General features: G+C 69.2%; 15 protein-coding genes and 3 tRNA genes. 7 read left to right on the forward strand and 11 right to left on the reverse strand.

Features of this window, described 5'->3' with window-relative positions; all coding sequences use genetic code 11:
- Positions 1-116 precede the first annotated feature (116 nt).
- Positions 117-2852, forward strand: a complete 2736-nt coding sequence (locus tag JUB12_RS12050; protein ID WP_205695652.1) for an ATP-dependent DNA helicase — start codon at positions 117-119, stop codon at positions 2850-2852.
- 10 nt (positions 2853-2862) lie between these two features.
- On the opposite strand, the gene JUB12_RS12055 is transcribed toward JUB12_RS12050, so the two are convergent.
- Genes JUB12_RS12055 through JUB12_RS12065 form a run of 3 tightly spaced genes read right to left on the reverse strand, consistent with a single transcriptional unit; the run spans position 2863 to position 13327 of the window.
- Entirely contained in the window at positions 2863-5547 is a 2685-nt protein-coding gene (locus JUB12_RS12055) for a site-specific DNA-methyltransferase (protein WP_205695653.1), read from the reverse strand.
- An 11-nt stretch (positions 5548-5558) separates the two neighbouring features.
- Complete coding sequence (locus tag JUB12_RS12060) at positions 5559-8606, reverse strand: BPTD_3080 family restriction endonuclease (RefSeq protein ID WP_205695654.1); 3048 nt, start codon at positions 8604-8606, stop codon at positions 5559-5561.
- A complete protein-coding gene (locus JUB12_RS12065) occupies positions 8603-13327 on the reverse strand; it encodes a DUF3883 domain-containing protein (RefSeq protein ID WP_205695655.1) in 4725 nt (1574 codons plus the stop codon). The genes JUB12_RS12060 and JUB12_RS12065 overlap by 4 nt, the downstream gene beginning before the upstream one ends.
- 955 nt (positions 13328-14282) lie before the next feature.
- On the opposite strand from JUB12_RS12065, the gene JUB12_RS12070 reads away from it, so the two are divergent.
- Complete coding sequence (locus tag JUB12_RS12070; RefSeq protein ID WP_205695656.1) at positions 14283-15935, forward strand: AIPR family protein; 1653 nt, start codon at positions 14283-14285, stop codon at positions 15933-15935.
- Between the two features lie 820 nt (positions 15936-16755).
- Positions 16756-16989 (forward strand): helix-turn-helix domain-containing protein, encoded by a 234-nt coding sequence (locus tag JUB12_RS12075; protein ID WP_205695657.1) that lies wholly within the window; start codon positions 16756-16758, stop codon positions 16987-16989.
- On the opposite strand, the gene JUB12_RS12080 is transcribed toward JUB12_RS12075, so the two are convergent.
- Positions 16961-18088, reverse strand: a complete 1128-nt coding sequence (locus JUB12_RS12080; protein ID WP_205695658.1) for a site-specific integrase — start codon at positions 18086-18088, stop codon at positions 16961-16963. The two genes, JUB12_RS12075 and JUB12_RS12080, sit on opposite strands and share 29 nt — an antisense overlap.
- A gap of 130 nt (positions 18089-18218) precedes the next feature.
- A tRNA-Arg gene (locus JUB12_RS12085) sits at positions 18219-18292 on the reverse strand.
- Between the two features lie 87 nt (positions 18293-18379).
- On the opposite strand from JUB12_RS12085, the gene JUB12_RS12090 reads away from it, so the two are divergent.
- A complete protein-coding gene (locus tag JUB12_RS12090) occupies positions 18380-19726 on the forward strand; it encodes a M20/M25/M40 family metallo-hydrolase (RefSeq protein ID WP_205695659.1) in 1347 nt (448 codons plus the stop codon).
- Positions 19727-19739: 13 nt separating this feature from the next.
- Positions 19740-20051, forward strand: coding sequence for a DUF3817 domain-containing protein (locus JUB12_RS12095; RefSeq protein ID WP_205695660.1), 312 nt, complete (start codon positions 19740-19742; stop codon positions 20049-20051).
- Here the strand turns inward: JUB12_RS12095 and JUB12_RS12100 are convergent.
- The 3 genes from JUB12_RS12100 to JUB12_RS12110 all read right to left on the reverse strand — a co-directional run bounded on the left by JUB12_RS12100 (position 20014) and on the right by JUB12_RS12110 (position 21195).
- Entirely contained in the window at positions 20014-20397 is a 384-nt protein-coding gene (locus tag JUB12_RS12100) for an NYN domain-containing protein (RefSeq protein ID WP_205695661.1), read from the reverse strand. The two genes, JUB12_RS12095 and JUB12_RS12100, sit on opposite strands and share 38 nt — an antisense overlap.
- Position 20398: 1 nt before the next feature.
- Entirely contained in the window at positions 20399-21064 is a 666-nt protein-coding gene (locus tag JUB12_RS12105; RefSeq protein ID WP_205695662.1) for a glutathione S-transferase family protein, read from the reverse strand.
- A gap of 42 nt (positions 21065-21106) precedes the next feature.
- Positions 21107-21195, reverse strand: a tRNA-Ser gene (locus JUB12_RS12110).
- A 232-nt stretch (positions 21196-21427) separates the two neighbouring features.
- Between JUB12_RS12110 and JUB12_RS12115 the strand changes: the two genes are divergently transcribed.
- Positions 21428-22531: an FAD-binding oxidoreductase gene (locus JUB12_RS12115; protein WP_205695663.1), complete on the forward strand. Its 1104-nt coding sequence runs from the start codon at positions 21428-21430 to the stop codon at positions 22529-22531.
- A gap of 23 nt (positions 22532-22554) precedes the next feature.
- On the opposite strand, the gene JUB12_RS12120 is transcribed toward JUB12_RS12115, so the two are convergent.
- Both JUB12_RS12120 and JUB12_RS12125 read right to left on the reverse strand, forming a co-directional pair.
- Positions 22555-22642 (reverse strand) — tRNA-Ser (locus JUB12_RS12120).
- 19 nt (positions 22643-22661) lie between these two features.
- Positions 22662-23486, reverse strand: coding sequence for a class I SAM-dependent methyltransferase (locus JUB12_RS12125; protein ID WP_241004247.1), 825 nt, complete (start codon positions 23484-23486; stop codon positions 22662-22664).
- Between JUB12_RS12125 and JUB12_RS12130 the strand changes: the two genes are divergently transcribed.
- The gene (locus tag JUB12_RS12130; RefSeq protein ID WP_241004248.1) at positions 23473-23904 is read left to right on the forward strand and encodes an STAS domain-containing protein; all 432 of its coding nucleotides are present in this window, start codon (positions 23473-23475) and stop codon (positions 23902-23904) included. The two genes, JUB12_RS12125 and JUB12_RS12130, sit on opposite strands and share 14 nt — an antisense overlap.
- Here the strand turns inward: JUB12_RS12130 and serS are convergent.
- Positions 23901-25142, reverse strand: a complete 1242-nt coding sequence (serS, locus tag JUB12_RS12135) for a serine--tRNA ligase (protein ID WP_205695666.1) — start codon at positions 25140-25142, stop codon at positions 23901-23903. The two genes, JUB12_RS12130 and serS, sit on opposite strands and share 4 nt — an antisense overlap.
- Between the last annotated feature and the right edge of the window lie 38 nt (positions 25143-25180).

The raw sequence follows: 25180 nt of genomic DNA on the forward strand, positions 1-25180 counted from the left end.
CTCGCGCTCGAGCAGCTGGCTTCGGACGACGTGAGGCAGTCGATAAGCGCGGAAGGACAGGTCGTCACCCGGTTACGGTTTCGCTATGCAGCGTGAACCGGACAGGGACGGCCTCCGTGGCTGACGTCCCCGTTCTCAGCGGGCCTGCCCTCGACGCGGTCCGCCACCGCGGCAGCCACATGCAGATCATCGCCTCGGCCGGCTCCGGGAAGACCGAGGTCGTCTCGCAGCGGGTCGTCGACCTCCTCGCCGATGGCGTCGCGCCGGAGGGCATCGTGGCGTTCACCTTCACGGAGCGCGCAGCGGCGGAACTCAAGGATCGGATCACGAAGCGAGTGGAGACGCGCCTCGGGCGCGAGACGCTCGACAGGCTCAACGGCCTGTTCGTGGGCACGATCCACGCCTACTGCTTCCGGTTCTTGCAGCAGCACGTTCCTCGGTACGAGACGTACGACGTCCTCGATGACAACCAGCTGACCGCGTTTCTGTCGCGTGAGGCTCGGCGGCTTGACGTGCGTCAGCTCGATCCGGGTGACCGCCTGTTCGCATCGATCGATGCCTTCCTGACCGGCGTCGACGTCGTCGAGAACGAGATGCTCGACCCGAAGTCCGTCCCCGACCCCTTCGGGACGGTCCTTCGCGACTACTACGAGACGCTCGAGCGCTACCGACTACTGACGTATGGGCAGCAGATCGTCCGCGCGGTCCGCGAGCTCCAACGGCCCGAGCTCGCGTCGAGCATCCACGAGACGCTCCGTCAGCTGATCGTCGACGAGTACCAGGACATCAACCCGGCGCAGGAGCGGCTGATCGAGCTCCTCGCCGGCCCCGACGTCGAGCTGTGCGTCGTCGGCGACGACCAGCAGGCGATCTACCAATGGCGCGGGTCAGACGTTTCCAACATCGTCACCTTCGCAACCCGGTACGACAACGTCGCCACATTCGCGATCACGACGAACTACCGGTCGCGCCCGCAGCTCATCGCCGCCGCCAACAAGTTTGCCGAGTCGATCCCGGATCGGCTCGACAAGCAGATGCTGCCGTCACGAACGTCGGCCGGCCCGCGCCCCGAGGTCGTCGTCTGGGACGAGGACACCGCAGCCGACGAAGCCGGACAGATCGCGTGGCTGGTCGACGAGCTGATCAGCGCCGGCGTGCCCCCGCGCGACATCGCGGTGCTCGTGCGTGGCCGGGCCTCCTACAAGGCGCTGACCGACCAGTTCGCGACGTTCGGCATCCCGGTGCAGCCGGGCGGCAGGACCGGGTTGTTCGACCAGCCCGAAGGTCGCGTCCTCGGCAGGACCACGGCGTGGCTGAGCGACGTCGACTGGCGCGACCCGTACCAGCGTGGCAACCCGGTCACCGAGCGCGACCTCCTCGACGAGTTCCAAGCCGCGTTCCATCTCGACGACGCAGCGCGGAATCGTCTGCGCCGAGTTCTGCTCGACTGGAAGGCGGCCGTCCCGAGGACGGACCGCACCGCCGACCTCGTAGGCGAGCTCTACGAACTGCTCACGGTCCTGGAGGTCCGGGAGTGGGATCTCGGCGACCCGCTCGAGGTGAATCGGCTCGGGACGCTCGCGAGGTTCTCCGCCTTGCTAGCCGACTACGAGTCCGTCCGTCGGCGGGCCCGACCCGACGCGGCCGCCGCGGGGGAGCAGGTCGGCGGCGAGAGCCGAGGCATCTGGTACTACCGCAACCTCGCCCTCCACATCATCAACTACGCGCAGGGCGCGTTCGAGGGCTTCGATGGCGAGGACGACTTCGCGCTCAACGCGATCGACCTGACCACCGTCCACCGCGCGAAGGGCTTGGAGTGGCCCGCGGTCTTCGTGCCGGCCGTCACCGCGAAGCGATTCCCGTCCTCGCGGACCGGCGAGGTCCGCGACTGGCTCGTCCCTCGCTCGATGTTCGACGCGCCGCGCTACGAGGGCAGCGATGCCGACGAGCGTCGGCTCTTCTACGTCGCGATGACTCGCGCGCGCGACTGGCTCTCGGTCTCGCGACATCAACGCGTCACCAAACAGCGGGTCGCGCAGAGCCCGTACCACGCAGAGCTCTCAGAACACGCCACTTCCCCCGACGACATCCATCTGCCGCCGATCGAGCCGCGCGGCGAGGGCGACGACGCCGAGCTCCTGATCACGTTCAGCGAGCTGGCTTCGTTCATCGACTGCGGGATGGCCTACCGGCTGCGCAAACTCATCGGCTTCCAGCCTCGGCTCGCCCCCGAGCTCGGCTACGGCAAGGCGGTCCACCACGTCCTGCGCCGCGTCGCCGAGACGACACGCGACACCGGGCACGTTCCGACCTCATCCGAGATCGACGCCCTCCTCGACTCGAGCTTCTTCCTCCCGACGGCGAACAAGGTCGCGCACCGACAGCTCAAGGACGCCGCTCGCCGCCTGATCACGACGTACGCGACCAAGCACGAGGGCGATCTCCATCGCATCTGGGAGACGGAGCGTCCCTTCGAGCTCCACCTCGACGGCGTCACGGTCAGCGGCCGCGCCGACGTCATCCTCGATCACGAGGGCGGCGTCCCGACCGCTCTGGCGTTGGTCGACTACAAGACGTCGGTCCGTGGAACCGCGCTCGATCACGCCCTGCAGCTCCAGGTCTATGCCAACGCCGGGCTGCGCGAGGGCCTCGATGTTCGCGCCGCGTTCGTCCACGACCTCAAGCGGGCTGCGCGGGACCCCGTCGGCGTTGCTCCGGGGGACATCCAGGCCGCGGAGAAGACGGTGACCGACGCCGCCGCTCGGATCCGGGCGCGGGAGTACACGCCGAACCCGGGGGTCGCGTGCCGAAGCTGCGAGGTGCGCTCAGTCTGCAAGCACGCGCAGCCCTGAACCAGCCGGTTCAGACGTCGAAGACCTTCAGGACCTCGTCGCCATAGTCGTTGACGACCTTGACGGCGATGCGGCCGGAGTCGGGCCGGGCGAACGGTCGCGACGTCGTGCCGTAAAGCTCGGCCCAGGCTTCCTCATCGATGTCTGCCTTCAGCGCCTTCTTGAGCTTCTCGTAGGGCTTCTGGTTCCCGGTGAAGTAGCAGTGGCGCACGAAGAACGACTCGCCGTCGTACGCCGTGTCGATCATCCACAGCGCGATCTGACCGGTGTCGTTGCTCCGTAGCTCGCCGGTGTTCGGGTCGTACACATCGACGCCCTTCAGCTCGACGCGCAGCTCGTCGCCGTCCTTGGTGATCTCAACGTCGGGCTCGCCGAAGACCGTGAAGAGGTTCCCGGCGCCGGTCTTCTTCAGCTCTTCGCCCATCACGAGGTCGGCGTTCATGCGCACCAGCAGCACTGGGATTCGTCCGAGGCGCCGCTCGGCTGCCACCTCGGCGAAGTCGTCGGCTGAGGCCGCGTATTCGGCCTGTGCGCCGAGGACCTGGGGGTCGAACGCGAACGCGAGCACACACAAGAGGTCGAGTTCGTTGTCCTTGATCGCCTCACGAGCGGCGTCCTTCACAAAACCAGGCCCGACCGTCCCGTACTGTGAGCCGATCGTGATGCCGATGCGCTTGGGCGTGCCTTCCTCTGCGTCTTGCCGCGTTGCGACCGCCTGGATATACGTGCCCGCGTAGGTTTCAACGGCATCGAGTTCGAGGCGCTCGTTGCGTCGCCCGTTCTGGATCCCGGCAGCCTGAAGGTTCGCCATGATCGACTGCTCGAAGTCGGCGTCGCCATGACCCGGATCGGTAACCGTGTCGGCGTTCATCGCACCGCCGTCTCCGATTGCGCTGCCGGCGAAGCCGAGCGAGCGATGCGGCGACAGCGATTCGACAGTGAATGGCCCGGCGACCCGAACCTTCTTCTTATCCTCGTAGGGCTTGTCGTAGAGCAACTCGTACTCTGCGTGCCGCTTGATGGCCGCGTCAATCTCCTCTCGCGATATCGCGTCCACTATGTCCGGATTGTTGGCGATCGAGCCGAGAGTGATCCGCTGCACCCGCTCGTAGACAAAGCCATGGCGAATGTCGTTCGTCGGCTTCATCGGCGGTAGCGGTTCCGCAGAGAGCTCGCTCTCCTTCTGCCGCCCCGTTTCTGAATCGCTGAGGAGAAAATAGGGGAAGCGCGACCCCATCAACCGCTGTCGTGCGAGTGTCAGCGCGACTCGAGATGTGTCGACCGTGATCCAGCGACGCCCCCAGTGCTCGGCGACCGCCGCGGTCGTTCCAGAACCGCACGTGGGGTCGAGGACCAGGTCGCCCGGATCGGTGGCCATGAGCAAGCAGCGCTCAATGACCTTCGGAGATGTCTGCACGACGTAGATCTTCTCCGCGGCAAAGCCGGAGATGACTGTGTCGTCCCACAGGTTGGTGTACGGCGCGAACGGAAAGTCCGTCGCAAGTCGCTTGTAGCGCAACCGTTTACCAATCGGAACCACCCTGTTGGCGAACACCAAGCGCGAGAGACCGTCGCGATGAGTCTTCCAATGCGTGTTCGGCGGGACCGAGTACTCGGTTCCCTCAAACTCAAACGGCTGACTCCCAACCTCCGATGCACCGGAGGACGACATGTCTCCAGGCATGAAGCGAGCCGCACCCTCTGGGATGTCAACCGTGCCAAGAACTTCATCGCGCGTCGCCCGCCTAACCCCGTCCTCGCCGAGGTCGAGCATCGTGTACTGCTCTCGGAGAGTGTGGGCCGGTCGTTCTTTCCAGAGGCCCCGATACTTCACGACGTCGCGGTCGGCCGCATACCACAGCAGTCGATCAGAGACTGAGTCGAGATAGGCGGCGCCGCGTCCGCTGGTAGTGAAATACGAAACGTCGGCAACGAAGTTCTCGCTGCCGAATACCTCATCCATCAATGACCGAACGAGATGAACATTCTCGTCGCCGATCTGCACAAAGCACGACCCACTATCTGTCAGTAGGTCTCGCGCCGCGACCAGCCGATCCCGTAGATACGTGAGGTACGAATGGATGCCGAGCTCCCACGTATCCCGGAAGGCCTTGATCTGCTCGACCTCACGCGTAGCGTCGGCGAGCTTGCCGTCCTTGACCTCGCGCTTCCGCGCTGAGGACTGCCAGTTGCTTCCGAACTTGATGCCGTATGGCGGGTCGATGTACACCATCTGGACCTTGCCGCGGAGCGCCTCGCGCTCTGCCAGACTCGCCATGACGTTGAGCGAGTCGCCCAGGATCATGCGGTTCGACCAGTTCGCGTCGTGCTCATAGAACTCGACGTTCTCGAGCGCGTCGAGCCCGTCGAAGGACTCGAACAGCGTCAGCTCCGGCTCGTCCTCAGAACGCTCCGCCGTGCGCCGTAGGTTCTCGATCAGGACCCGCGGGTCGATCTTCTCTTGGATGTAGATCGGGGGCGCTTCTGCGACGAGGTCCTCGCCGTCGAGCTCGTCCTTGCCCTTCCAGACGAGCTGCGGATCGAGGGTAGGGTCGCGTGGATACCGGACCTCCACGGGCTGCTCGATCTCGGGTGCAACGAACTCGTGCGCGTCGGCCGTCGGGATGTTCGTGCGCTTGTCGGCGTGGGTGATCGCGTCGACGGGCGTCGGGCCGCTCTTCTTCTTGGGTGGCATCTCCTATCTCCCTACCGCGCCACGCCAAGGAGGTCGCGGTCGTTGACGTACAGCTTGCGGATTGCGTTCTCGACCGCCTCGGCCTGGTCGGCCAAGGCGGGGTTGCCGATCTCCACGTAGCCCCACACGCCGGCCTGCCCCCAGTTGTTCACGGCCGCGCACCACTGGTCGCGCGCCGTGGTCGCCTTGGCGCCCGCCGCGCTCGCGGACTTCATCGTTCCCGACACCTCGATGATGAGCGTGCGGTCGACGTCATCGTGTTCGGTCTCGAGACGCACGAGGAAGTCTGGGACATATTCATGGGTCGACCCTTGGTGCACGTACGGGATCGTGAATCCAAGTCGCTCGTTCTTGACGTAGGAGAGCACGCGGCTGTCACGCTCGAGGATCTGTGCGAGCCCTTCCTCCCACGAGTTGCCCTTCAGTCCATCGAGGACCACGTGGTTGAGCGGGGACTTGGTCGGCGGCGGATCCATGACGACCTTCCGGGTGAGGTAGCGAACTTCGTCCGTGCTTCCCTTCGGATCAAAGCGGCGGATGATCGGCATCACGAGCGGCGCGCGGCTGCCCGGCCGGTGGACGATCGACCCGAAGACCTTCTCCGCGGCCTGCGCACAGGCCTGCGTGAGGAGCAGGTAGCCGATGGTCGTGTCCTTGGCCGTCGTGACGCACTCGTCGAGCCACTGCTTGCTGATTGCGACGAGACGTGGGTAGAGCCACGGCTTCTCGACTCCGTCCATCGCGGCGAAGAACTCCTCACGCGTGATGAGGGCCTTCGCGATCGCGTACGCGACGCGCTGCGGCCGGGCGTCGCGCATCTCGTCGAGGTCGACTGTCGCCGCCGCGCCCACGATGCCCTGGTTCTTGACCCATAGCGCGACCGACTCTTGGTCGAGATGCAGCAGTGAGTCGTCGCCGAACGCTGGTTCGAGCTCGTCGTCGGGCAGTTCGATCCGGTACCCGTCGAGCTTGGGGAAGCGGATCGAGAGGTCGGCGCGGTCGAGCAACGCGCGGACCTCGATTGCCGGTCGCGGATCCTTGCCCTTGGGCGGGGTCTTGTCGCCGGGGATGAAGCTGAACGGCACGCCGTAGACCTCGGCGTACTCCGGTGCGTAGTGGCCGGTGTCGGGCGCGACCGCGTAGCTGCGTCGCCGGAGTCCTCGGCCTACGACCTGCTCGCAGAGGAGCTGACTGCGGAACGGACGGACGCCGAGAACGTGAGTCACCGTGTTCGCGTCCCACCCCTCGGTGAGCATAGAGACGGACACCACGCAGCGGATGTGCTCCCCGAGCTTGCCCTTCTTGCCGATCGTGTTCATCGCCTCGCGCAGGAGGTCTCCGTCTGTGAGCTTGTCCGGGTCGGCGCCTGGGTTACGGTCGAGGTAGGCGCGCTTGAAGGCCGCGATCTCTTGGGCCGCGTCCTTCTTGAACTCTCGGGTGAGCGGTTCACCCGACTCGATCTGCGCCGAGTCGACGAGCAGCGTGCGTTGGCGTGTGGTCCAAGAGCCGTCGACGACGTTGCTGAGCAGCGGAAGATTGCCGGGGACGAATTGTTTGGTGCCGTCGGACTTTTCGAACTCGCGGCCGGCGATCCAGTCGAACACGAGCTTTGAGACGACGGTGTTCGGACAGACGACGATCAGCACCGGCGGCGGCTCTCCGAGGTGAGCGAGCTCCCTCTCGTAGGTCTCGTGGTTCTGCTCGTAGCTGCGGTAGAGGCTGCGCATGGCGCCTTCGAGGACGACGGGTGGAACCCAGCCGGTCGCTCCGAAGTCGACGTCCTTCTTGAGCTTCTTGGGGAGCGGAGGGTCGATCTTGTCCCACAGGTCCCGGTAGGCGAGGCCCTTCTCGGGCGCGTCGTCGTCGACCGGGATGCGCGGCACCTTGACGATGCCCGACTCGATCGCGTCCATCAGGGAGAAGTCGCTCACCGTCCAGGGAAAGATGAACCCCTCGTTGTAGCCGGAGCCCTTCAGGTAGTACGGGGTGGCGGACAGGTCGTAGACGGTCTTGACACCGGCTGCACGGTGCAGGTCTGCGATGCCGCGGAACCACACGCGAGCCTCGCGGTTGCGCTCCTCGTCTTCCTTTTCGGCGTCCTCGTCGGGACGTTCGAGGAGCTTGTCCTGGTAGCAATGGTGCGCCTCGTCGTTGAGGACGACCACTTCGCCCTTCCCAGAGCCGAGTCGTCCGAGGATCCGCGCGGCGACGTGCTGCGGGGTCTCGCGAAACGCGTCCGCCACCTCAGGCTTGCCTCCCCGCAGCAGCTTGCGGGTGGTCGCGGAGACGCCCTTGATCTCCTTCGCATCCTTGGGCAGGAAGGCGTGGTAGTTGATGATCTCCACCTGGGCCTGGAGCACCGCCTCCCAGAGGTCGGGCGGTACGAGGTCGCGCTCTCGGTAGTAGCTGTCGTCGCGCTCCGGCTTCAGCACGCCGAGGCGGTCGCGGATCGTGATGCCGGGGGCGATGACGAGGAACCGCTTCGCGAAGCGCGCATCCCGTGGAGCGTGGACCTTGTTGACCGTCAGCCAGGCGATCAGCATTGCCATGACGACGGTCTTGCCGGTTCCGGTCGCCATCTTCAGCGCAACACGGGGAAGCCCATCGTTGTGGAGGTCGTTCTCGGGCTCGAGCCTGCGGCGGTAGTCCGCGGTCCCGTGGCGGCCGGCGATCTCTGCGAGGAAGATCGCCGTCTCGACAGCCTCGCGCTGGCAGAAGAGCACAGGCTCCTCGCGGTCGCTCCAGTAGGTGAGGAGCTTGCGCGTATACGGGGTCACCCCGTTCCAGTTGTTTGCACGCCAGCGCTCGACCTCACGACGGATGTCGTTGATGAGCGTGTTCTGCTCGCGGCGCTCGCCGGTCACGTCGAAGTCCATCGCGATGGTGTCGCTGGCGGCCGCCTTGCCCTTCCTGCTGACCGGGACCGGAATGAAGGACTCGCTCGGTCGGCGCCCCGGAAGGATCTCGCCGGTCGGCCCTTGCTCGCCGAGCTCGAAGTGCGCCGCCGGAGGTTCGTACGGCGAGTTCAGGATCGGGTTGCTGAGGTCGTGGGTAGTCATACGTCCGAGTCGGTGTTGCCCTGGGCGGGTGTGGGCGCCGACTCTGCCAGGCCCCTCCAGCCATCGTCGAACATGTAGTCCGTGATCTGGTCGACGGGGTCCGGGATGGCCCAAACGCGTCGTCGCTCGTCGTCGAGCGCGTACTCCACGACGTAGAGCCAGCACTGGCCGTCGTCTGCCCTCTGCGCGAAGCGGAACTGAGCGGGCGAGAGTCCCACGCCTTTGGCATCCCACGAGCCGGCCGTCGACTTGACTTCGATCCATCGGGCGAGCTCGCCATCGGAGTAGTACGAGATGACGTCGTAGCCCTCGTTCGCCGGGTTTGTCTCGTTCATGTCCTCCGGCGTACGACCCTGTGCGCGCTCGTAACGAAGCACTTCCTTGATGCCGGCGGCATCAATCGCGGAGATCCGTCCGTCCTGCTCCTGCGTCGTCTTATCTGAGCCCACGTCGTCCATGGCGGGGACGACGTAAGAGCGCAAGCGGCTCCTCGACTCCGTCGATTGCATAGGCCTTGCGGTTCGCGAGGACCCACCGGCTTGCCTGCCGCCGCCCGCCTCCCTACCTGTGCCAGCGTCGCCAGCAGACCAACCTCGCCGGTCCCCGTCGCCGGTACTCGCTTCAGCGCCGTATTCCGCGCTATCTCGCGCGCCACCGACGTTCGTTTGCGGGTCGGGAACGCCTCGTATGTCGGCGTCGTCCGCGCCGCTTGAGTCCGTTCCGGTTGTGTGGCGGTTGCTTCCGTGCGTTTCGGATGCGGCATCCGAGTCCGAAGTGTCTTGCGAGGCCCGGTGGACCGTGTCGACCTCTGCCGGCGAGCGTCCATCGTCGACGCCGTCCGACGATGGGTCGGGCCCGGCGATCGAATCGCCGACGCCCTGCGGTTCGCCCTCGACGAGGACATCGGTGCCAGACCCGTCCTCCGCGACGGTGGCCCGTTCCGACTCGACGTCGTCGGCTTGGTCGGACTCATCGGCGACGGTCTGGCTTTCCGCAGCCGCGCGCCGTTCGCGTTCGGCGCAGATGGCGGCGAACTCGGCGAAGGCGTCCTCCTCGATCGTCGGGTATCCGTCGTCGTCGAGGTCGCGGTGGGCTTGCTGGGCGCTCTCGGTTGCCAGCACGTTGCGGACGACGTGCGCGATCGCTCGCGAGGACTCGCGCGGGAACAGACCCTCGAGGACGCAGCGCGAGACCGCTGCCCAGTCGGTGCGTCCGTGTGCCCGCACGACAGCCAGCAGACCGTCGCGCCGCACATAGTGCGCGGGAACGACCTCGGGCTCGGTGGACTCGGCGTCGAAGTCCTCGATCTCGTAGCGCACGGCAAGGTGCTCGTAGGTCTCGACCCGCAGCCCTTGCGCGAAGTCGAGCACGACGTTCCACCTGACGTTCTCGCCAGTGGCGATGCGGGCCAGGTGCTCGAGTCGTGCATCGATGCGCCGTGACACGTGCTCGTCTTCCAGCGGCATGCCGTGGTCGACCAAGCGTGTGACCAGGCGGTCCGAGAGACGCTCGACACCGGCATCTGCCAGCGCGTCGCTGATGTCGCCCGCCGGGATCAGGCGATCACAGGTAGCCTCGTCAAATCGCTCGGCGACCGCCGGCACGTCGTTGATCAGAACGTCTCCGGCCTCGTACAGAACGCCGCTTCGGCCCAGCACGACACGCTCCCCGGCCAGTGCGTCCAGCTCCGCTCCCGGCGCCTGCAGGAGACGCCAACACTCTCGGACGACACGGCGCGTGGTGCCGGCAATCGGCTCGTCGCCGGCAGCCGACGAGATTTCGAGCAGCACCTCCGAACCGTCGGCTGGTCCGGGCGCCGCGGGGATCCCGACCGCCTCGAGCAACGCGCGTCGACCGCGCACGGACTCGGCGAGGACCAGGCGATAGGGCGTTAGCTGGTGCTCAGCCGCGAACGCGCCTGCAGCGGTGACGTGCTCACCGTCGGTCGTCGGCCAGCAGACGACGTCTGCCAGCGCGGTGACAGCAGGCTCGACGTTGTCATCCAGGAACGCCCAGACCTCGGCGGGAACTGGCTCCTTTCGACTGGCGAGATTTCGGACGTGATCGACGACGAGTTGCACCGGGGGTGTCGGGCGCACACCGACACCGGTGTCGACGCCGAGAACCGAGCGCAGGCGGTCCTGCTCGCGGCTGGGCAGGTCCACGAAACGCCCGGTGCTGGCGAAGAGACCGCGTCGACGCGTGAAGAACAGGTCCGAGGGCATCGCCCAGGCGGCGGTCCCTTCCTCCGGGAGCCACGCGTGGTCACGCAGTGCAGCGAACGGACCGTGCTCGCTTAGGTCGGCGTGCGTAGCAGACAGGTGATCGAGGACGCGGCGGATTGCCGCCAGCGACGTCTGCGTCGCCGCCGTCGCGGTCAGCATGCGCACGTGGCGGACCACGTCCTCGGGGGCCGGCGAGTCGCGGGCTCCGAGGAAACGCAGAAGGTCGGCAGCGCCGCCCTCCACCCCGATCTGCGGATGCACAAGCGTGGCAGAGTCACCCAGGAGTTCACGAACGAGCGGAACGTCCAAGTACGCGCCCCCCGGCTTGGCGCGTTCCCCGTCGACGCACGGAACCCACGCGGTGTCGCGCAGCGCGCCCGCCAGCGTTGGGTCGTCGTCGACGGTTCGCCGGTGGTCGACGAGCAGGTCCAGGAGCCGCAGCAGCGCTTCGGCCGACGCGTTCCCTACTCCGCGCTCGGCGTGCTCGCAGACGTAAGTCGTCAGGTCAAGTCGTCCGATCCCAAGCCGTGAGAACAGCGCCGGGAACCGCGCCGCGAGTTCCTCCGCGACATCGTCTGTCACACCGAGCGGGTCGGTGAAGCCGCCGGGAACGACGCTGCTTCGCGGCGTCGCCAGGCCGCGCCCAGTGGGGACCATGCGGACGTCGAGCAGACGGTCGCGGTGTTCGTCCGTGAGTTCGGCGGCGCGAGCCTCCAGCCAGGCCAAGACGTTCGTCGCCCGCGTACCGTCGGTGATTTTCATAGCGCCGGTGGACAACGTCTCGATGGCCTTGTCGATCGGCCAGCGATCGCCATTCGCGACGAGGGCTCCATGGTCCGCCTGGACACGCTCGTCGACGAACGCGTATGGCGTGGCTTCGGCGAAGAGCCGGGCAGTGTCGCGATCGGCGATCCAGACGTCGTCAAGGCATTCGTAGGTCCTGCGGTTCGTATGCCACAGCGCCAGCGTTCTCAGTCGGCTCGACTGCTCGTCCAACTCATCGGCCGAGAAGTCGCACAGCACACGCTTGAGCAGGTTGCGACGTGCCTTTCCCCCGAGGCCTGCCGGCAGCTCCCCGGCGGTGAACGGCCCACCGTCCAAGCCAATGTTCTCTAGGGCCTCGAGCAGGACCGGCAGCGTGAGGCGCGCGGTTGGCACTGCAGCGCCCATGTCGGTGACGGCGGCCCGCAGTTCGGGTGAGACGGTTTCGATCCCGACTGCGTCCAACAGCTCAAGTAGTTGCGGTTTGTACTTCGCCGATGGCAGGACGGTCTGACCCACATGGGCCCACCGACCGCGAGTTGTCCACATGACCGGCGCCTGCTCGAGCCGCCGGTGGATCGCCGTCCAGAACCCTGCGAAGAGATCACCAGTCGCCCGCCGCCCGCCCTGACGCTGGTTGTGTGCATCTCGAACAAGTCCCCAAAACCGTTTGTGACCCAGCGAGTGGGCAAGAATCTCGAGGTTCTCGGCTAGGAGGTCGGCGGCGCATTCGATTGCCGCCCGATTCCACTCACCCTCTGGCCCTTCAAGAACCACGCCCTTGCGACTGAGATCCGGAAAAAAGGTCGCATCGACGTGGAGTCGCATCCCTGTGCGGACATGCGTCGGAAGCGTCGCGTAAAGCAGCCCGTTGGCGCGGCGGGTGTCTGGCTGCACCGCAACCCTTACCCGTGCGTGCCGCCGCCCGATAGACGGATGTTCGTCGACGAGTTGCTGCGCGCGATCGTCGAACTGTCCCTCGAGCACCACCCACGACTCGTCGACACCCGGTGCGACGATGTGGACACGCCCGTCGACCTCCTGACGCCGGTAGGTCAACGAGTCCCCGGGCCACGCAACGGTGATCGATTCCAGCTTGCGCAAGAACACCATGGCGGCCGGCACCGCCTTGCAGAACTCCTCCCGGATCCGGACTTGCTCGGAGGACGGGACTGGGTCGGCTCGCAGGCGGGTGCGTAGCGCGGTGTGCCGCGTGGCCCAGGGAAGCCGCAACACGGTGCCTTCGGTGTCATGGTCGTGGCCACACCCGCCGGCACAGACAACGATCCGCTGGTCTTCGCGCGCGGCCTCGTCCAGCACCCAGTGCTGCCCGGCCGACAGCAGCTCGGGTCGATCGGTCACCTGGTAGACGGACAGGAAACCGACCCCGAACGCCCCGGTGAGCTCCGGGTCGTCCTCCTTGCTAGCCCCGGCGAGCTCTTCGAAGGCGTGAAAGTCGCACCGCGCCCGTCCCTGACGCCCGCTGCGTTCCCAGGCACAGACCTCGGCCTCCAAGTCGTCGCAAGGCTCGAACCCACCGTCATCCGACACCTCGAGGGCATCCGGCTTGAACGAGAACACGAGCTGCCGCGCGCCAGCAGCGTCGTCGGCGTTCTGGATCATTTCGTTGGCGAGCGCCCCCGCACCCCGCAGGTTCTGCAGGGCTCGAGCGATCATCTTCAGGTGGTTGAAGCCCCGCCGACGGTAACCGGCGACGGGCACGTCGCTCGTCATGCGTTCACTCCGTCGTCTTCGACCCGTTGCGAACATCGGTACGAATGCACGCTGCAGTCTGCTGGCCGCCAGCGTTCTAGACGAGCTCGGAGACCCTCGTGCTGGGCCCGGGCGAGCCCCCGAAGAGTGCCTCCGGTCAGGGCGCTGTGATGGTTCTCGCGGCTGCGCTTCATCGTTCGTGAAGTGTGAAGCTCCGTCACTGATCGTGGAGTTGAACTCAGACTCTGGCGCGTGTCAGGTCGGCCACGAGGGTTTCGACCTCGGCGCTCGCCGCCACCACGATGGGAGAGTCGCCGAACCACGCGCACATCTGACGGTTCCTAGGTCGTGAGCGGACGTCGGACGGGAGCCGTGAACGGACTTCGCGACCGGCGTGACCTTCTCCCGGCAACACATCGAGGCCGTCGAGAGCTACCCGAAGTCGGTGATGCTCGCACTCACGAGCGGCCGCCGTGCGAGAGCCCAGGGGGCAGCTGAAGCAGGGGCAACTCCTCCGAGTGAAGGCAGGCGGCCTTAGGAATCGAAGGCGCGGCCAAGCGTCGCCGCGCGCACTCGATGGGATGGAGCGAGACGATGTCTGCCTCGTCCCGAAGGCCGAGGCCTCGCTCGTTCACAACGAGATCCAGATGCGGGCACTGATTGCCGGGGATCCAAGAGGCTGCCCTTGATTCTCCGGGCTTTGGCTCGCAGACATCTCCGCGAGGCTCCAGAGCCAAGACCAACTTGCCGGAGGAGCGGTGGTCAGCGTGAGGCGGACGGGTCGCGACCTGCGGCGGCGCACGCCAACAGCATCCCAGCCTCCGGCCCAGCGCTTCTTCCACGAGACAGCGACCCGCCGCGCGGACGGTTGGGTAATGACAAGCCCCGATGGGCCTCGGCACGCCCACCTTCGGGCCCGCCTCCGTGATCGCACCGCAAGTCTCCTCGACCGCGCGTCGTCGGTACGTTCCCGGTGATGAGCCAGTTCCACGTCAGCCAGATCGAGACGCATGTCAGGGACTTGTACGCGGCCGACCACTGGGACTCGAACCTTGACGAGACGAACAACATGTCCCGGTTGCTCGCTCTGCACGCCGTAAATCTGGTTCTCGGAGCGGACGAGGACGCTCAACGCACCATCGAGATCACCGACGGCGGAGAGGACCGGGGCATCGACGCGGTTGGCGTGGATCCGAACGCCAAGCTTGTTGTCTTCGTGCAGTCCAAGTGGCGACGGGACGGCTCCGGATCGATGTCGCTGGCGGACGTCCTGAAGTTCCTTGATGGCGTGAAGGCTCTCCTCGGCATGCAGACGCAGGACGAACCAGCGCACGCGTCAGAGCAAATGCGCATCGCCGTCCGCGATCTGCTCAAGACCCCCGGAGCCAAGATCCGCCTCGTCACTGTCACCACTGCGAGCGATCCGCTTGCAGAGGCGGTGGAGACTCCAGTCAGGGAGTTGCTGGGCCAGCTGAACGACCTCGAGGACGTCGAACCGCTCGCTGAGCACACGCACCTCGCACAGGCGAATGTCTTCAACGCCATTGCTGATGCCGCCAAGCCGGCGGTCGACCTTGAGGTTCAGATGCTTGATTGGGGGCGCGCTGCCGAGCCTCAGAAAATGTTCTACGGCAGGGTCAACGCTGCGGATGTCGCGGCTTGGTTCGCGGCGCACGGCACGGACTTGTTCGCCGAGAACATCCGAGTCGTGATCCCGCGCTCGGATATCAACGACGGCATCCTGCGGACGGTCGAGGGCGAGCCGGAGAACTTCGCCTACTACAACAACGGCATCACGATTCTGGCCGAGGCGCTCGAGGTCGGTCCCGGTGGCTTGCTCAACCGAGACGTGGGGTTCTTTCGGCTCTCGGGAGCGAGTGTTGTCAACGGCGCCCAGACAGTGTCGACCCTTGGAGCGGTCCTGGGGACAGACCAAGAGACTCAGCTGGGCAGCGCATTCGTGATGGTTCGCTGCATCGAGGTGCCGGCGAATGAGGAAGGCCTTGGGCGAAGGATCACGCGCTTCGCAAACACGCAGAACGAGGTCTCGAGCCAAGACTTTGCGTTCCTCGACGCTCAGCAGCACCGCCTCGCCCGGGAGTTGCAGGTTCTAGGCCTCGAGTACATCCTCCGCTCCGCTGAGGTGCCGAAGTCGAAGGACCCAGGCCAGGTGATCGAAGTGCGTCCCGCGGCCGTGGCCTTGGCGTGCGCATCGCCGAACGTCGGGCACGCAGTGGTAGCGAAGCGAGAGGTCTCTCGGCTGTTCTCCGACCCGTCAATCTACCCGGCGCTCTTCAACGAACAGACGGACCCGCTCCGCTTGAGTCGAGCAGTCGAGATCGTCCGGCGGGTCGACGCTCTCCTCGACGATATTGAGCGAGACAACGACGGGATCAAGGCGGGAATTGCGGTCCACGGTCGCCGGGTGATCGCTCACCTCATCATGCGACGGATCGGCGACACGGCGATGAAAGATCCGGAGAAGGACCTCGACGACCTCATCGCCGATCTTGAGCAAGAAGCGACAGGGCACGTCGACGCGCTCACGGCCGTTTTTCCGGCGAACGCCTATCCCGGGAACGTTTTCAAGAATCAGACGCGCGTCAACGAATTGCTCGCCGCCGTCTGACCCGACCAGGAGGACAGAGTCGCGGCGACGGTGACGTCCGCCGAGGCTGTTGCTGTCAGCGAGGGAGCGGTACCCCGCACCTCGACCCGCGCTTTCGCTCCCTCGCGTAGAGACCAAAGCGCACCCGTGGCACCGAGGCGCAGGCCGCAGTGTTGCGCCCAGTGTTTCGACGGGCGAAACACTGGGGCGGCCGCTCGACCCCGCTGCTGAGCCGAATGTGGCGCCGTCTGCGAGCCCGACCACCCGCCCACACCATGGACTACGTCCGATGATGAGCGCGGGTGGTCGGGCTCTGGACGGCTTGACGGGCAGGCAGCGGGGTCGAGCGGCAGCCATGCGGGGCCTGGGTCCTGGGACAGGACAGGTCAACAGCCACGAGTGATCGTGGGTGATGGCTGGCGGACCCGGCGGATGTGGGCGGCCAGGCAGTCAGTACGGAACGTGCGGTTCGGCTGCGGCAGAGCGATGCGAGCAGGGGAGGCTGCGGGGCAGTGCTAGAGGTCGCCTCGCTGCGATGTGGGCGCGGCCGGGTTGGCTCAACGGGTCGGCGAGGGGAGGGGGCCGGCAGGACGGACCGGCGAGGACGGTCGGGGAGCTGGTTGGCGGCCTCGGGAGCGAGCTCGCTCGCTCCATTCCGAGCTGGCTCGACCACTGGCGGTTTCGCTCGCGCGCGATCGCCTCCGCCCGCTCGACAACTCTCGGTCGAGCTCCCGAGCTATCTGGCGCGTCCGCGGTTCAGCTGGCTAGCAAGCGTGCAAGCAGCGCGTGCGGTCGGGACAGATCCGTGCCGGTCGCTTCGACCTGGCGCGCCCTGGTGGGCATGACCAACCTCCTCAACCTCGAGCCGGCGCCCGTCGTCGGTGTCCATCTCGACGAGCCGCTGCTCACCGCCGACGACGTCGCCGGGCTCCTGCGCGTCCCCCGCTCGAGCGTCTACGAGTACGCCCGGCGCCGGCGCGACCCGCTGCCCTCAGTCGCGGTCGGCCGGCACCGGCGCTTCTACCGGTCTGACGTGGAGGCCTGGCTCACGACGCAGCGAGCCGCTCGACGCTGAGCGGCGCGGTGACGGCGAAGGCCTCGGCGACCAGGCGTGCGTCGTCGGGGCGCGGCGTGTAGTGCAGGTAGCGCATCGTGGTCTGCACGTCGGCGTGGCCCATCCACTCCTTCACGCGCAGGATGTCGGCCTTGGCGATCATCCGCGTACCGAACGTGTGGCGCAGGTCGTGGAAGCGCAGACGCCGCAGCCCGGCCCGCTCGAGCGCGATGTTGAACCGGCGGCGCAGCGCCGAACCGTCGAGGTAGCCGCCCAACTCGCCGACGAAGACCAGGTCATCGTCGGCCGTCCACCTCTCCCGCTGACCGAGCCGGGCGAGCGTCGCAGCGACGTCGGGTGCGAGCGGCACGGCCCGGACTTTGCCGCTCTTGGGCGTTGACTCGACGCCGGCGCAGAAGCTGGCCCGCACCCGGACCGTGGACCCGGCGAAGTCCACGTCGCGCCACCGCAGGGCCAGCAGCTCGCCGCGGCGCAAGCCGGTGTACGCGGCGGTCAGGTAGATCGCCGCGTCCTGCTCGCACGCCGCAGCGCGCACGAGCGCCTGGACCTCCTCGGGCTCGAGCACCTGAAGGTCCAGCCGCCGCGGCGCCCGCAGCCGCTCCACCTGCGCGGCAGGGTTGTCGCGCAACCCGTAGACCTTCTGGGCGCGGCGGAAGACGCCGTGCATCTCGATGAGCATCTTGTTCTTCGACCGCGGCGAGACCGGCAGCTGGGCGAGCCAGCGCTCGATGTGCAGCGGCGTGATGTCGCCGACCTTCATCGCGCCGAACGCGGGCAGCAACCGGCCGTTGAGCGACCCGCGGTAGGAGCGCATCGTCGAGGGCTTGCACCCCCGGTCCTGCTCGCAGTAGCGGAGCCACTCCGCCGCGGCGTCGGCGAACGTCGCCTCATGGGCCTTCGAGCCCGGCACCCAGCGCTCGCGGGCCTCGTCGAGCACCTCGCGCAACCACGCCTCCGCGGTGCGCTTCGTGACGTAGCCGTTGGCCGGCCGGCCGCGGCCGGTCCACGCCGGGCCGATCTTGCGCTTGACCTGGCGGCCGTCCGGCAGCCGGTACTTGGCGTACCAGACCGGGCCCTTCTTGCGGTCGACCCGGAACACGTGGCCGGAAGCCGGCGGGATCCGACTGAACTGCACTGCGCACTCCTCTCGGGACCTTTTCGGGACCTTTCCGGTCCTTCCGAGAGGGGCGCGACAAGCAGAAAGCCCCGGTATGCGGGGCTTTCCGAGGCGCGCCCGAGAGGATTCGAACCTCTGACCTTCGGTTCCGTAGACCGACGCTCTATCCAGCTGAGCTACGGGCGCAGCGAACGCCAGTCTAGAGCCCCTCGGCGTGCGGTGCGGTCACGGGGCTGACGGTCCGCAGACGGGGGCGGTGCCACGCTCGCCGGGATGCGGTGGTGGACGAGCGCGGTGGTCGGGTGCGTCCTCGCCGCGGGCGCGGTGGGCTGCGGTGGCGACGACGGCCAGGAGCCGCGAAGCGCGGCCGAGGCGGACCGGCGCGCGACGCCACCGAGGACGGCGCCGGCACCGCCTGCCGACGCAGGCGACCGGGCCGTCGAGCACCTCGAGGCGATCGCCCGCCTGACCGAGCGCGCCGGCGGCGACCGGGTCGCGTCGAGCGACGGGGAGCGGGCGCTGGCCGACTACGCGGCGGACCGTCTGCGGGCGGCGGGCTACCGCGTGCGCTTCACGGCCGCGCGGTTCCCGTTCTTCGAGGAGCGCTCGCCGGCGCGGCTGACCATCGGTGGCGACCGGGTCGGCGCTCGACGGGAGGTCCGCGGGCTGGCCTACGCGCCCGGGGGCACGGCGACGGGACGGGTGCGGCGGATCGCGTACGACCGCCCCGACAGCGGGTGCCGGGAGAGCGACTTCGCGGCGTTGCGGCGGGGCGAGGTCGCGGTGCCGGGCCGCGGGGTCTGCCCGTTCGCGACGAAGGTGCGCCTCGCGCAGCGCGCCGGCGCGGCGGCGGTCGTCGTGGTCGACCGCGAGGAGGACGAGGCGGTGCCGGCGACGCTCGGTCGTCCCGGCGTGGCGCGGATCCCGGCGGTGGTCGTGGGGCGCGGGCTGGCGGAGCGCCTCGAGGACGGCGCGCGCGTGCGTGTCCGGACCGACGCGGTCTCCGAGACGCGGACCGCGCGCAGCGTCATCGCCGACGCGCCGCCCGCGACGCGCGGCGGTCGCGTCGTCATGGTCGGCGCCCACATGGACTCGGTCCCCGAGGGGCCGGGGATGAACGACGACGCGTCGGGCGTGGCGGCGACGCTCGCGGCCGCGGAGGCGCTCGCGCGCACCGGCGCGCGCGTGCGGGTCGGGCTGTGGGCGGCGGAGGAGCTCGGCCTGCACGGCTCTCGCGCGTACGTGCGCGGGCTCGGCGCGCGCGAGCGCCGCGCGATCACGGCGTACGTGAACCTCGACATGGTCGGCTCGCCGGAGGGCGACCCCGAGGTCTACGCGGGCGGACCAACCTCGCGCGCCGAGCGCGTCCGCCGCGCCCTCCTCGCCGGGCTGCGCGTCGCCGGCGTCGAACGCCCCGGCCGCACCGCCCTGCGGGGCGGCAGCGACCACGCGCCCTTCGTCCGCGCCGGCATCGCGGCGGGCGGGATCTTCACCGGCGCCGGCCGCCCGGAGGACCCCTGCTACCACCGCGCCTGCGACGACCTCGACAACGTCGACCGGACGGACCTGCGCCGCAGCGCGCGGGCCACCGTGACGGCGCTCCGACGCCTCAGCCCGTAGGTTCCCCGCCGCCATGACGCCCGACGCCGCCACCATCCGCAAGGAGCTCGACCGCGTCCGGATCGTCGCGATCATCGACGGCATCGCGCTCATTGCGCTGCTGATCTGCGCGGCGACCGACCAGGAGGGGATCATCAACGTCCTCGGGCCGATCCACGGCGTCGGCTTCCTGATCCTGCTCTACCTCACCGGCAAGGGGGCCGGCGAGGGCCGCTGGGGCTGGTGGTTCCCCGCGGTCACGCTCGTGACGACCGGCCCGCCCGGCTCGATCTACGGGCACATCCGGATCAGTCGAGCGCTCGACGCAGCGCAGCAGCGCCCCTGACCTGCGCGCCCAGCGCGCGCACGCGCCTGGCCAGCTCGCGGTCAGAGGTGACGACCTCCACCGCGACCGGATCCTCCTCCAGGCCGACGAGCCGCACCAGCTCGTCGTCACCGGCGTTGCGCCCGCCGGGCGCCCAGACCACGCGCACGCCGTCGGCGCAGCCGTCGAGCCCGAGGTCGCGCTCGCGCCCGTCGAGCACCACGACCGCCTCGACCTCCTCCCGCGCGGCCCACGCCGCCACGTCGCGCACGAGCCGCGCCATCGCGCCGGTGCGGTCGCGCCACCAGCCGTCGGGCCGCGACCCGATGACGTTCAGGCCGTCGACGTAGACGCGGCGCCGCAGCACGTCACCCCGCCGGCGCGTTGATCGCCAGCTGCGCCGCGAAGGCCCGCTGGTACGCGGGCCGCGCCTCGGCGCGGGCGACGTAGGCCGCAAGCGTCGGGAACTCGTCGAGCAGGCCCGAGGGCCGCGCGCGCTGCAGCACCGAGACCATCATCAGGTCGCCCGCGCTGAAGGCCCCGTCGAGCCACTCGGCCTCGCCCAGCCGGTGCGACAGCTGCGCCAGGCGCACCCGGATGCGGTCGTGCACGAGCGGCGCGCGCTCCGCCGCCCACGACCGGTCGCCCTCGACGAACTTCACCGTCACGAGCTCCAGGATCGGCGGCTCGACCGTGCTGAGCGCGGCGAACATCCAGGTGATGGCGCGCGCCCGCGCGGCGGCGTCGTCCGGCAGCAGGCCGCCGAAGCGCTCCGCGACGTGGAGGACGATCGCGCCGGTCTCGAAGAGGACCAGGTCGCCCTGCTCGTAGGTCGGGATCAGCCCGAAGGGGTGCCGGTCCAGGTGCGGCCGCTCCTGCTTGGCGGCGAACGAGACCAGCCGGACCTCGTAGGGCTGGCCCACCTCCTCGAGCGCCCAGCGCACGCGCGTGTCGCGCGCCAGGCCCTTGCCGCCGTCCGGCGACCGCTCGAAGGCGGTGATGACGATGGTCTCCGGGTCTCGCGTCGAGGTCATGCACCCAAGACGCGGCGCGCGCCGGATCCTCATCGGACGCAGCGGACAGGGCGGGATTCGAACCCGCGAACGAGGTTACCCCCGTTACTCGCTTAGCAGGCGAGTGCCTTCAGCCACTCGGCCACCTGTCCGGGAAGGGGCCAGTGTAGACAGCCGCCCGGAGCCTCGCAGCGCGGGCGAAGCGGGAGGTCGGGGTGGGTGCGAGCCCTCGGCCCAGGCTGGGAGACGCTGGATCGGGCGCGTTCGTGGACCCGCCCGGCGTGGCATCCCAACGTGGACCGGCCTCGGTGCAGGTGAACGGGTAGGCGAGGTGGTCGGTGGCGACCCGCGGAGAGGCCGCGGTCTGGTGTGAGAGAGGAGCCCATGGCACGTTCGCCGCAGGTCGCAGTGGTCGGTGGCGGGATCGTCGGGCTGTCGACGGCCTACGCGCTCGTCGAGCAGGGTGTCGCCGTGCGGCTGTACGAGGCGGGCCTGCCGGGCGGGGGCCAGTCCGCCGGCGAGTCGCGGATCTTCCGCCATGCGCACGACGACCCGCGGCTCGTCGCCTTCGTGCGCGAGAGCCGCGCCGTGTGGGCCGACTGGGCCGAGCGGTTCGGCGTGGAGCTCGTCTCGCCGGACGGCGCGCTGGCGATCGGCGACAGCGCGCTCGAGCGGTTGCACGTCCTCGAGCAGGTCGGCGGCGTGGCCGCGCGGACGATCGCGCCCGATGAGCTCGCCGACCGCATGCCGCTGCTCGCCACGTACGCCGGACCGGCGATGTTCGACGAGGCGGGCGGCGCGATCCGCACGCGCGCCGCGATCGAGGCGCTCACGGCGGCGCTCGGGGACGCCGTCGCGACCGCCGAGGTGATCTCCATCGACCCGCGCGAGGACGGGACGGTCGAGGTCCGCAGCGTCACCGACCGCGCCACGTACTCGACCGTGGTCGTCTGCGCCGGCCGCGAGACCGCCCGCCTCGCGCGGAGCGTCGGGCTCTCGCTGCCGGTGCGGCTCGCCGCCCACGTGCGCCTGACCTTCGCCGTCAAGGGCACGGCGCCGGCGCGGGTCGCGTGCCTGCAGGACGGCAGCGGCGACTTCGGTGAGGTCGGCGTCTATGCGACGCCGATGCCCGGCAACGCCCGCTACGCGGTCGGGCTCAGCCAGACCGTCGGCGTTCGCGACGACGGGACGTTCATCGACGCGGCGGCTCTCCGGTCGCTCGACGAACGCGCCCGCGCCTACGTGGCCCGGGCGCTGCCCGGCCTCGACCCGCAGCCGGTCGAGTTCGTGCACTGCTGGGTGACGGACCTGCCGTGGAGCGAGGACGGCGTGGCGGTCTGGGAGGCCGGTCCGGTCCTCTTCGTCGCCGGTCACAACCTCTTCAAGCAGGCACCGTCGCTGGGTCGCGCCCTGGCCCGGGCCGCGACCGGCGGCGGTCTCGCCGCCGAGCTCATGCCGCAGGCCCGCCTCGGCGAGCCGCAGCAGTGACCCCCGGCGGCGTTCCTCGTCAGCGGAGGGGGCGGGATTCGAACCCGCGAGGGGCTCAGCACCCCTAGCGCTTTTCAAGAGCGCCGCATTCAACCGCTCTGCCACCCCTCCAGAGGCCGACCACGGTAGCTCAGCGCCGCACGCGAGCCAGCAGGTACCGGCTCGTCGTCCGGAAGGCGGCGGGGTCCTCGTTGGCCGCCCGGAAGTGCGCGAGCGCCTGGGCCTGGAGGTCGTCCCAGCGGTCGGCGGGCACCGCCGCGCGCGCGGCGAGCCAGACCGGGTGGTAGCGCGTCTGCTCCTCGACCCACGCCTCGGGCGACGCGCCGCGGAACGGCAGCTCGTGCTCGACGACCTCGACCACGGCGCACGCGGCGAAGAGCTCGCGCAGGACCGCGGGATCGCCCCAGGCGAGGGGTGGTGGGGTGGGTGGGGACGAATCTGGCGGCGCGACCGACTCGATCGCCTCGCGGACCATCCGCCCGTACTCGTGGATCGGTCCCTCGGCGACCCAGCTCGTCACGACGATCCGCCCGCCCGGACGCACGGCGCGCACGAGCTCGTCGACCGCGCTCTGCGCGGGCCGGGCGAAGATCACGCCGAAGACCGAGACCGCCGCGTCGAACGCCGCCTCGCCGACGGGGAGCGCCGTCGCGTCGCCCTGGAGGACGATCCCCCGTCCGTCGCCGAAGCCCTCGGCGTCCAGCCGCGCCCGCGCGACCTCCACCAGCCGCGGAGCGAGGTCGACCGCGACGACCTTCGCCCCCGCCCGAGCGGCGGCGAGCGCCGCGTTGCCCGTGCCGCACGCGACGTCGAGGACCTGCTCGCCCTGGCGCAGGCGCAGCGCCTCGACGGCGACCTGCGCCGCCGGCTCGAGCGCGACGGCGGTCCGCTCGTACTCCCCCGGGCTCCAGTCCACGGTGGCATCACAACGGATCTGGCGGATGACCACCTGCACGGCCGAGCTCCGGCCGGGTAGGTTCGGCCACTGGATGTCCCTGGACACGAAGTTCCGGCTGCGCGAGGACGAGCCCGATGAGCGGACCACCGTCATCGGCGTCGCCGGCGAGATCCACGTCAGCACCGCGCCGGAGTTCAGCCGTCGCCTCAACGACGCGATCGCCGGCGGCAAGACCGCCGTCGTCCTCGACCTGCGCGACACCACGTTCATCGACTCGACCGGCCTGAGCGTCCTGCTCAACGGCCTGCGCCGGGTCACCCGCCGCAACGGGCGCATGGCGCTGGTCTGCACGAACCCCACCGTCCTGCGCCTGTTCGAGATCACGCGCCTGGACACGACGTTCGACATCCGCCAGTCGCTCGACGCCGCGCTCGAGGGCGTCGGCGCGGGCCGCGACGGCGACGGCGCGCGCTAGGCGGCGACGGCGCTCGGGAGCGCCTCGGGCATGCCGTAGGCCTGCAGGCACGCGGGCATCGCGATGGAGCCGTCGTCGCGCTGGCCGTTCTCGAGCAGCGCGATGATCGTGCGGCCGACCGCGACGGCCGTGCCGTTCAGGGTGTGCAGCGTCTCGGGCTTGCCGCCCTCGGGGCGGAAGCGGATGCCCAGCCGGCGCGCCTGGAAGTCCGTCGTGTTCGAGCAGGACGTCAGCTCGCGGTAGCGGCCCTGGCCCGGCAGCCACGCCTCGCAGTCGAACTTGCGCGCGGCGCTCGCGCCGAGGTCGTCGACTGCGATGTCCACCACCCGGTAGGGGATGCCGAGGTCGGTCAGCACCTCCTCCTCGATGGCGAGGATGCGCTCGTGCTCGGCGTCGCTCTGGTCGGGCTCGACGTAGGCGAACATCTCGACCTTGTCGAACTGGTGCACGCGGAAGATCCCGCGCGTGTCCTTGCCGGCGGCGCCCGCCTCGCGGCGGAAGCACGGCGAGAAGCCGGCGTAGCGCAGCGGCAGCTCGTCGACGACCTCGCCGGCGTGCAGCGAGGCCAGCGCGACCTCCGAGGTCCCGACGAGGTACAGGTCGTCCTCGGGCAGGCGGTAGATCTGCTGCTCGGTGTCGGGCAGGAAGCCCGTCCCGTACAGGGCCTCCTCGCGGACGAGCACCGGCGGGATCACCGCCTCGAAGCCGTGGCCCGCGAGCTTGTCCATCGCCCACGAGACGAGGGCCAGCTCGAGGCGGGCGAGGTCGCCGCGCAGGTAGGCGAAGCGCGAGCCCGAGAGACGCGCGCCGCGCTCCATGTCCACGCGCGCGCCCGCGAGCTCGAGGTGGTCGCGGCCGGTGCGGCCCGCCTCGCCGACCTCGCGCAGCACGGTGTCCTGCGCGGGCGCTCGCGGGTCCGGCAGGTTGGGCAGGTGGCGCAGGCGCTCCTGGAGCTGCTCGTCGACCTGCGCGAGCTCGGCCTGCAGGCCCTTGAGCTCGCCGGCGACCTCCTTCATCCGGGCGATCGCCTCCGCGGCGTCCTCGCCGGAGCGCTTGGCGGCGGCGATGCCGTCCGACGCGCGGTTCTGCTCGGCGCGCAGCCCCTCGACGCGGGGCAGCAGCTCGCGCCGGCGCGCGTCGAGGTCGAGGACCTCGTCGAGCGGGACGTCGTCGCCACGGCGCGCGAGCGCGGCGCGCACGCCGTCCGGGTCCTGGCGGAGCAGCTTGAGGTCGAGCACCGCCCGGGAGGCTAGTCGCGGGCGGGCGGTGCGGGCAG

Source organism: Conexibacter sp. SYSU D00693, from assembly GCF_017084525.1.
Lineage (GTDB): Bacteria > Actinomycetota > Thermoleophilia > Solirubrobacterales > Solirubrobacteraceae > Baekduia.

Coding starts and splice junctions, on each gene's coding strand:
- JUB12_RS12055 (WP_205695653.1), bottom strand. CDS start 5,547: ATGCCACCCAAGAAGAAGAGCGGCCCGACGCCCGTCGACGCGATCACC.
- JUB12_RS12075 (WP_205695657.1), top strand. CDS start 16,756: ATGACCAACCTCCTCAACCTCGAGCCGGCGCCCGTCGTCGGTGTCCAT.
- JUB12_RS12105 (WP_205695662.1), bottom strand. CDS start 21,064: ATGACCTCGACGCGAGACCCGGAGACCATCGTCATCACCGCCTTCGAG.
- JUB12_RS12095 (WP_205695660.1), top strand. CDS start 19,740: ATGACGCCCGACGCCGCCACCATCCGCAAGGAGCTCGACCGCGTCCGG.
- JUB12_RS12130 (WP_241004248.1), top strand. CDS start 23,473: ATGACCACCTGCACGGCCGAGCTCCGGCCGGGTAGGTTCGGCCACTGG.
- JUB12_RS12060 (WP_205695654.1), bottom strand. CDS start 8,606: ATGACTACCCACGACCTCAGCAACCCGATCCTGAACTCGCCGTACGAA.
- JUB12_RS12090 (WP_205695659.1), top strand. CDS start 18,380: ATGCGGTGGTGGACGAGCGCGGTGGTCGGGTGCGTCCTCGCCGCGGGC.
- JUB12_RS12065 (WP_205695655.1), bottom strand. CDS start 13,327: ATGACGAGCGACGTGCCCGTCGCCGGTTACCGTCGGCGGGGCTTCAAC.
- JUB12_RS12070 (WP_205695656.1), top strand. CDS start 14,283: ATGAGCCAGTTCCACGTCAGCCAGATCGAGACGCATGTCAGGGACTTG.
- JUB12_RS12115 (WP_205695663.1), top strand. CDS start 21,428: ATGGCACGTTCGCCGCAGGTCGCAGTGGTCGGTGGCGGGATCGTCGGG.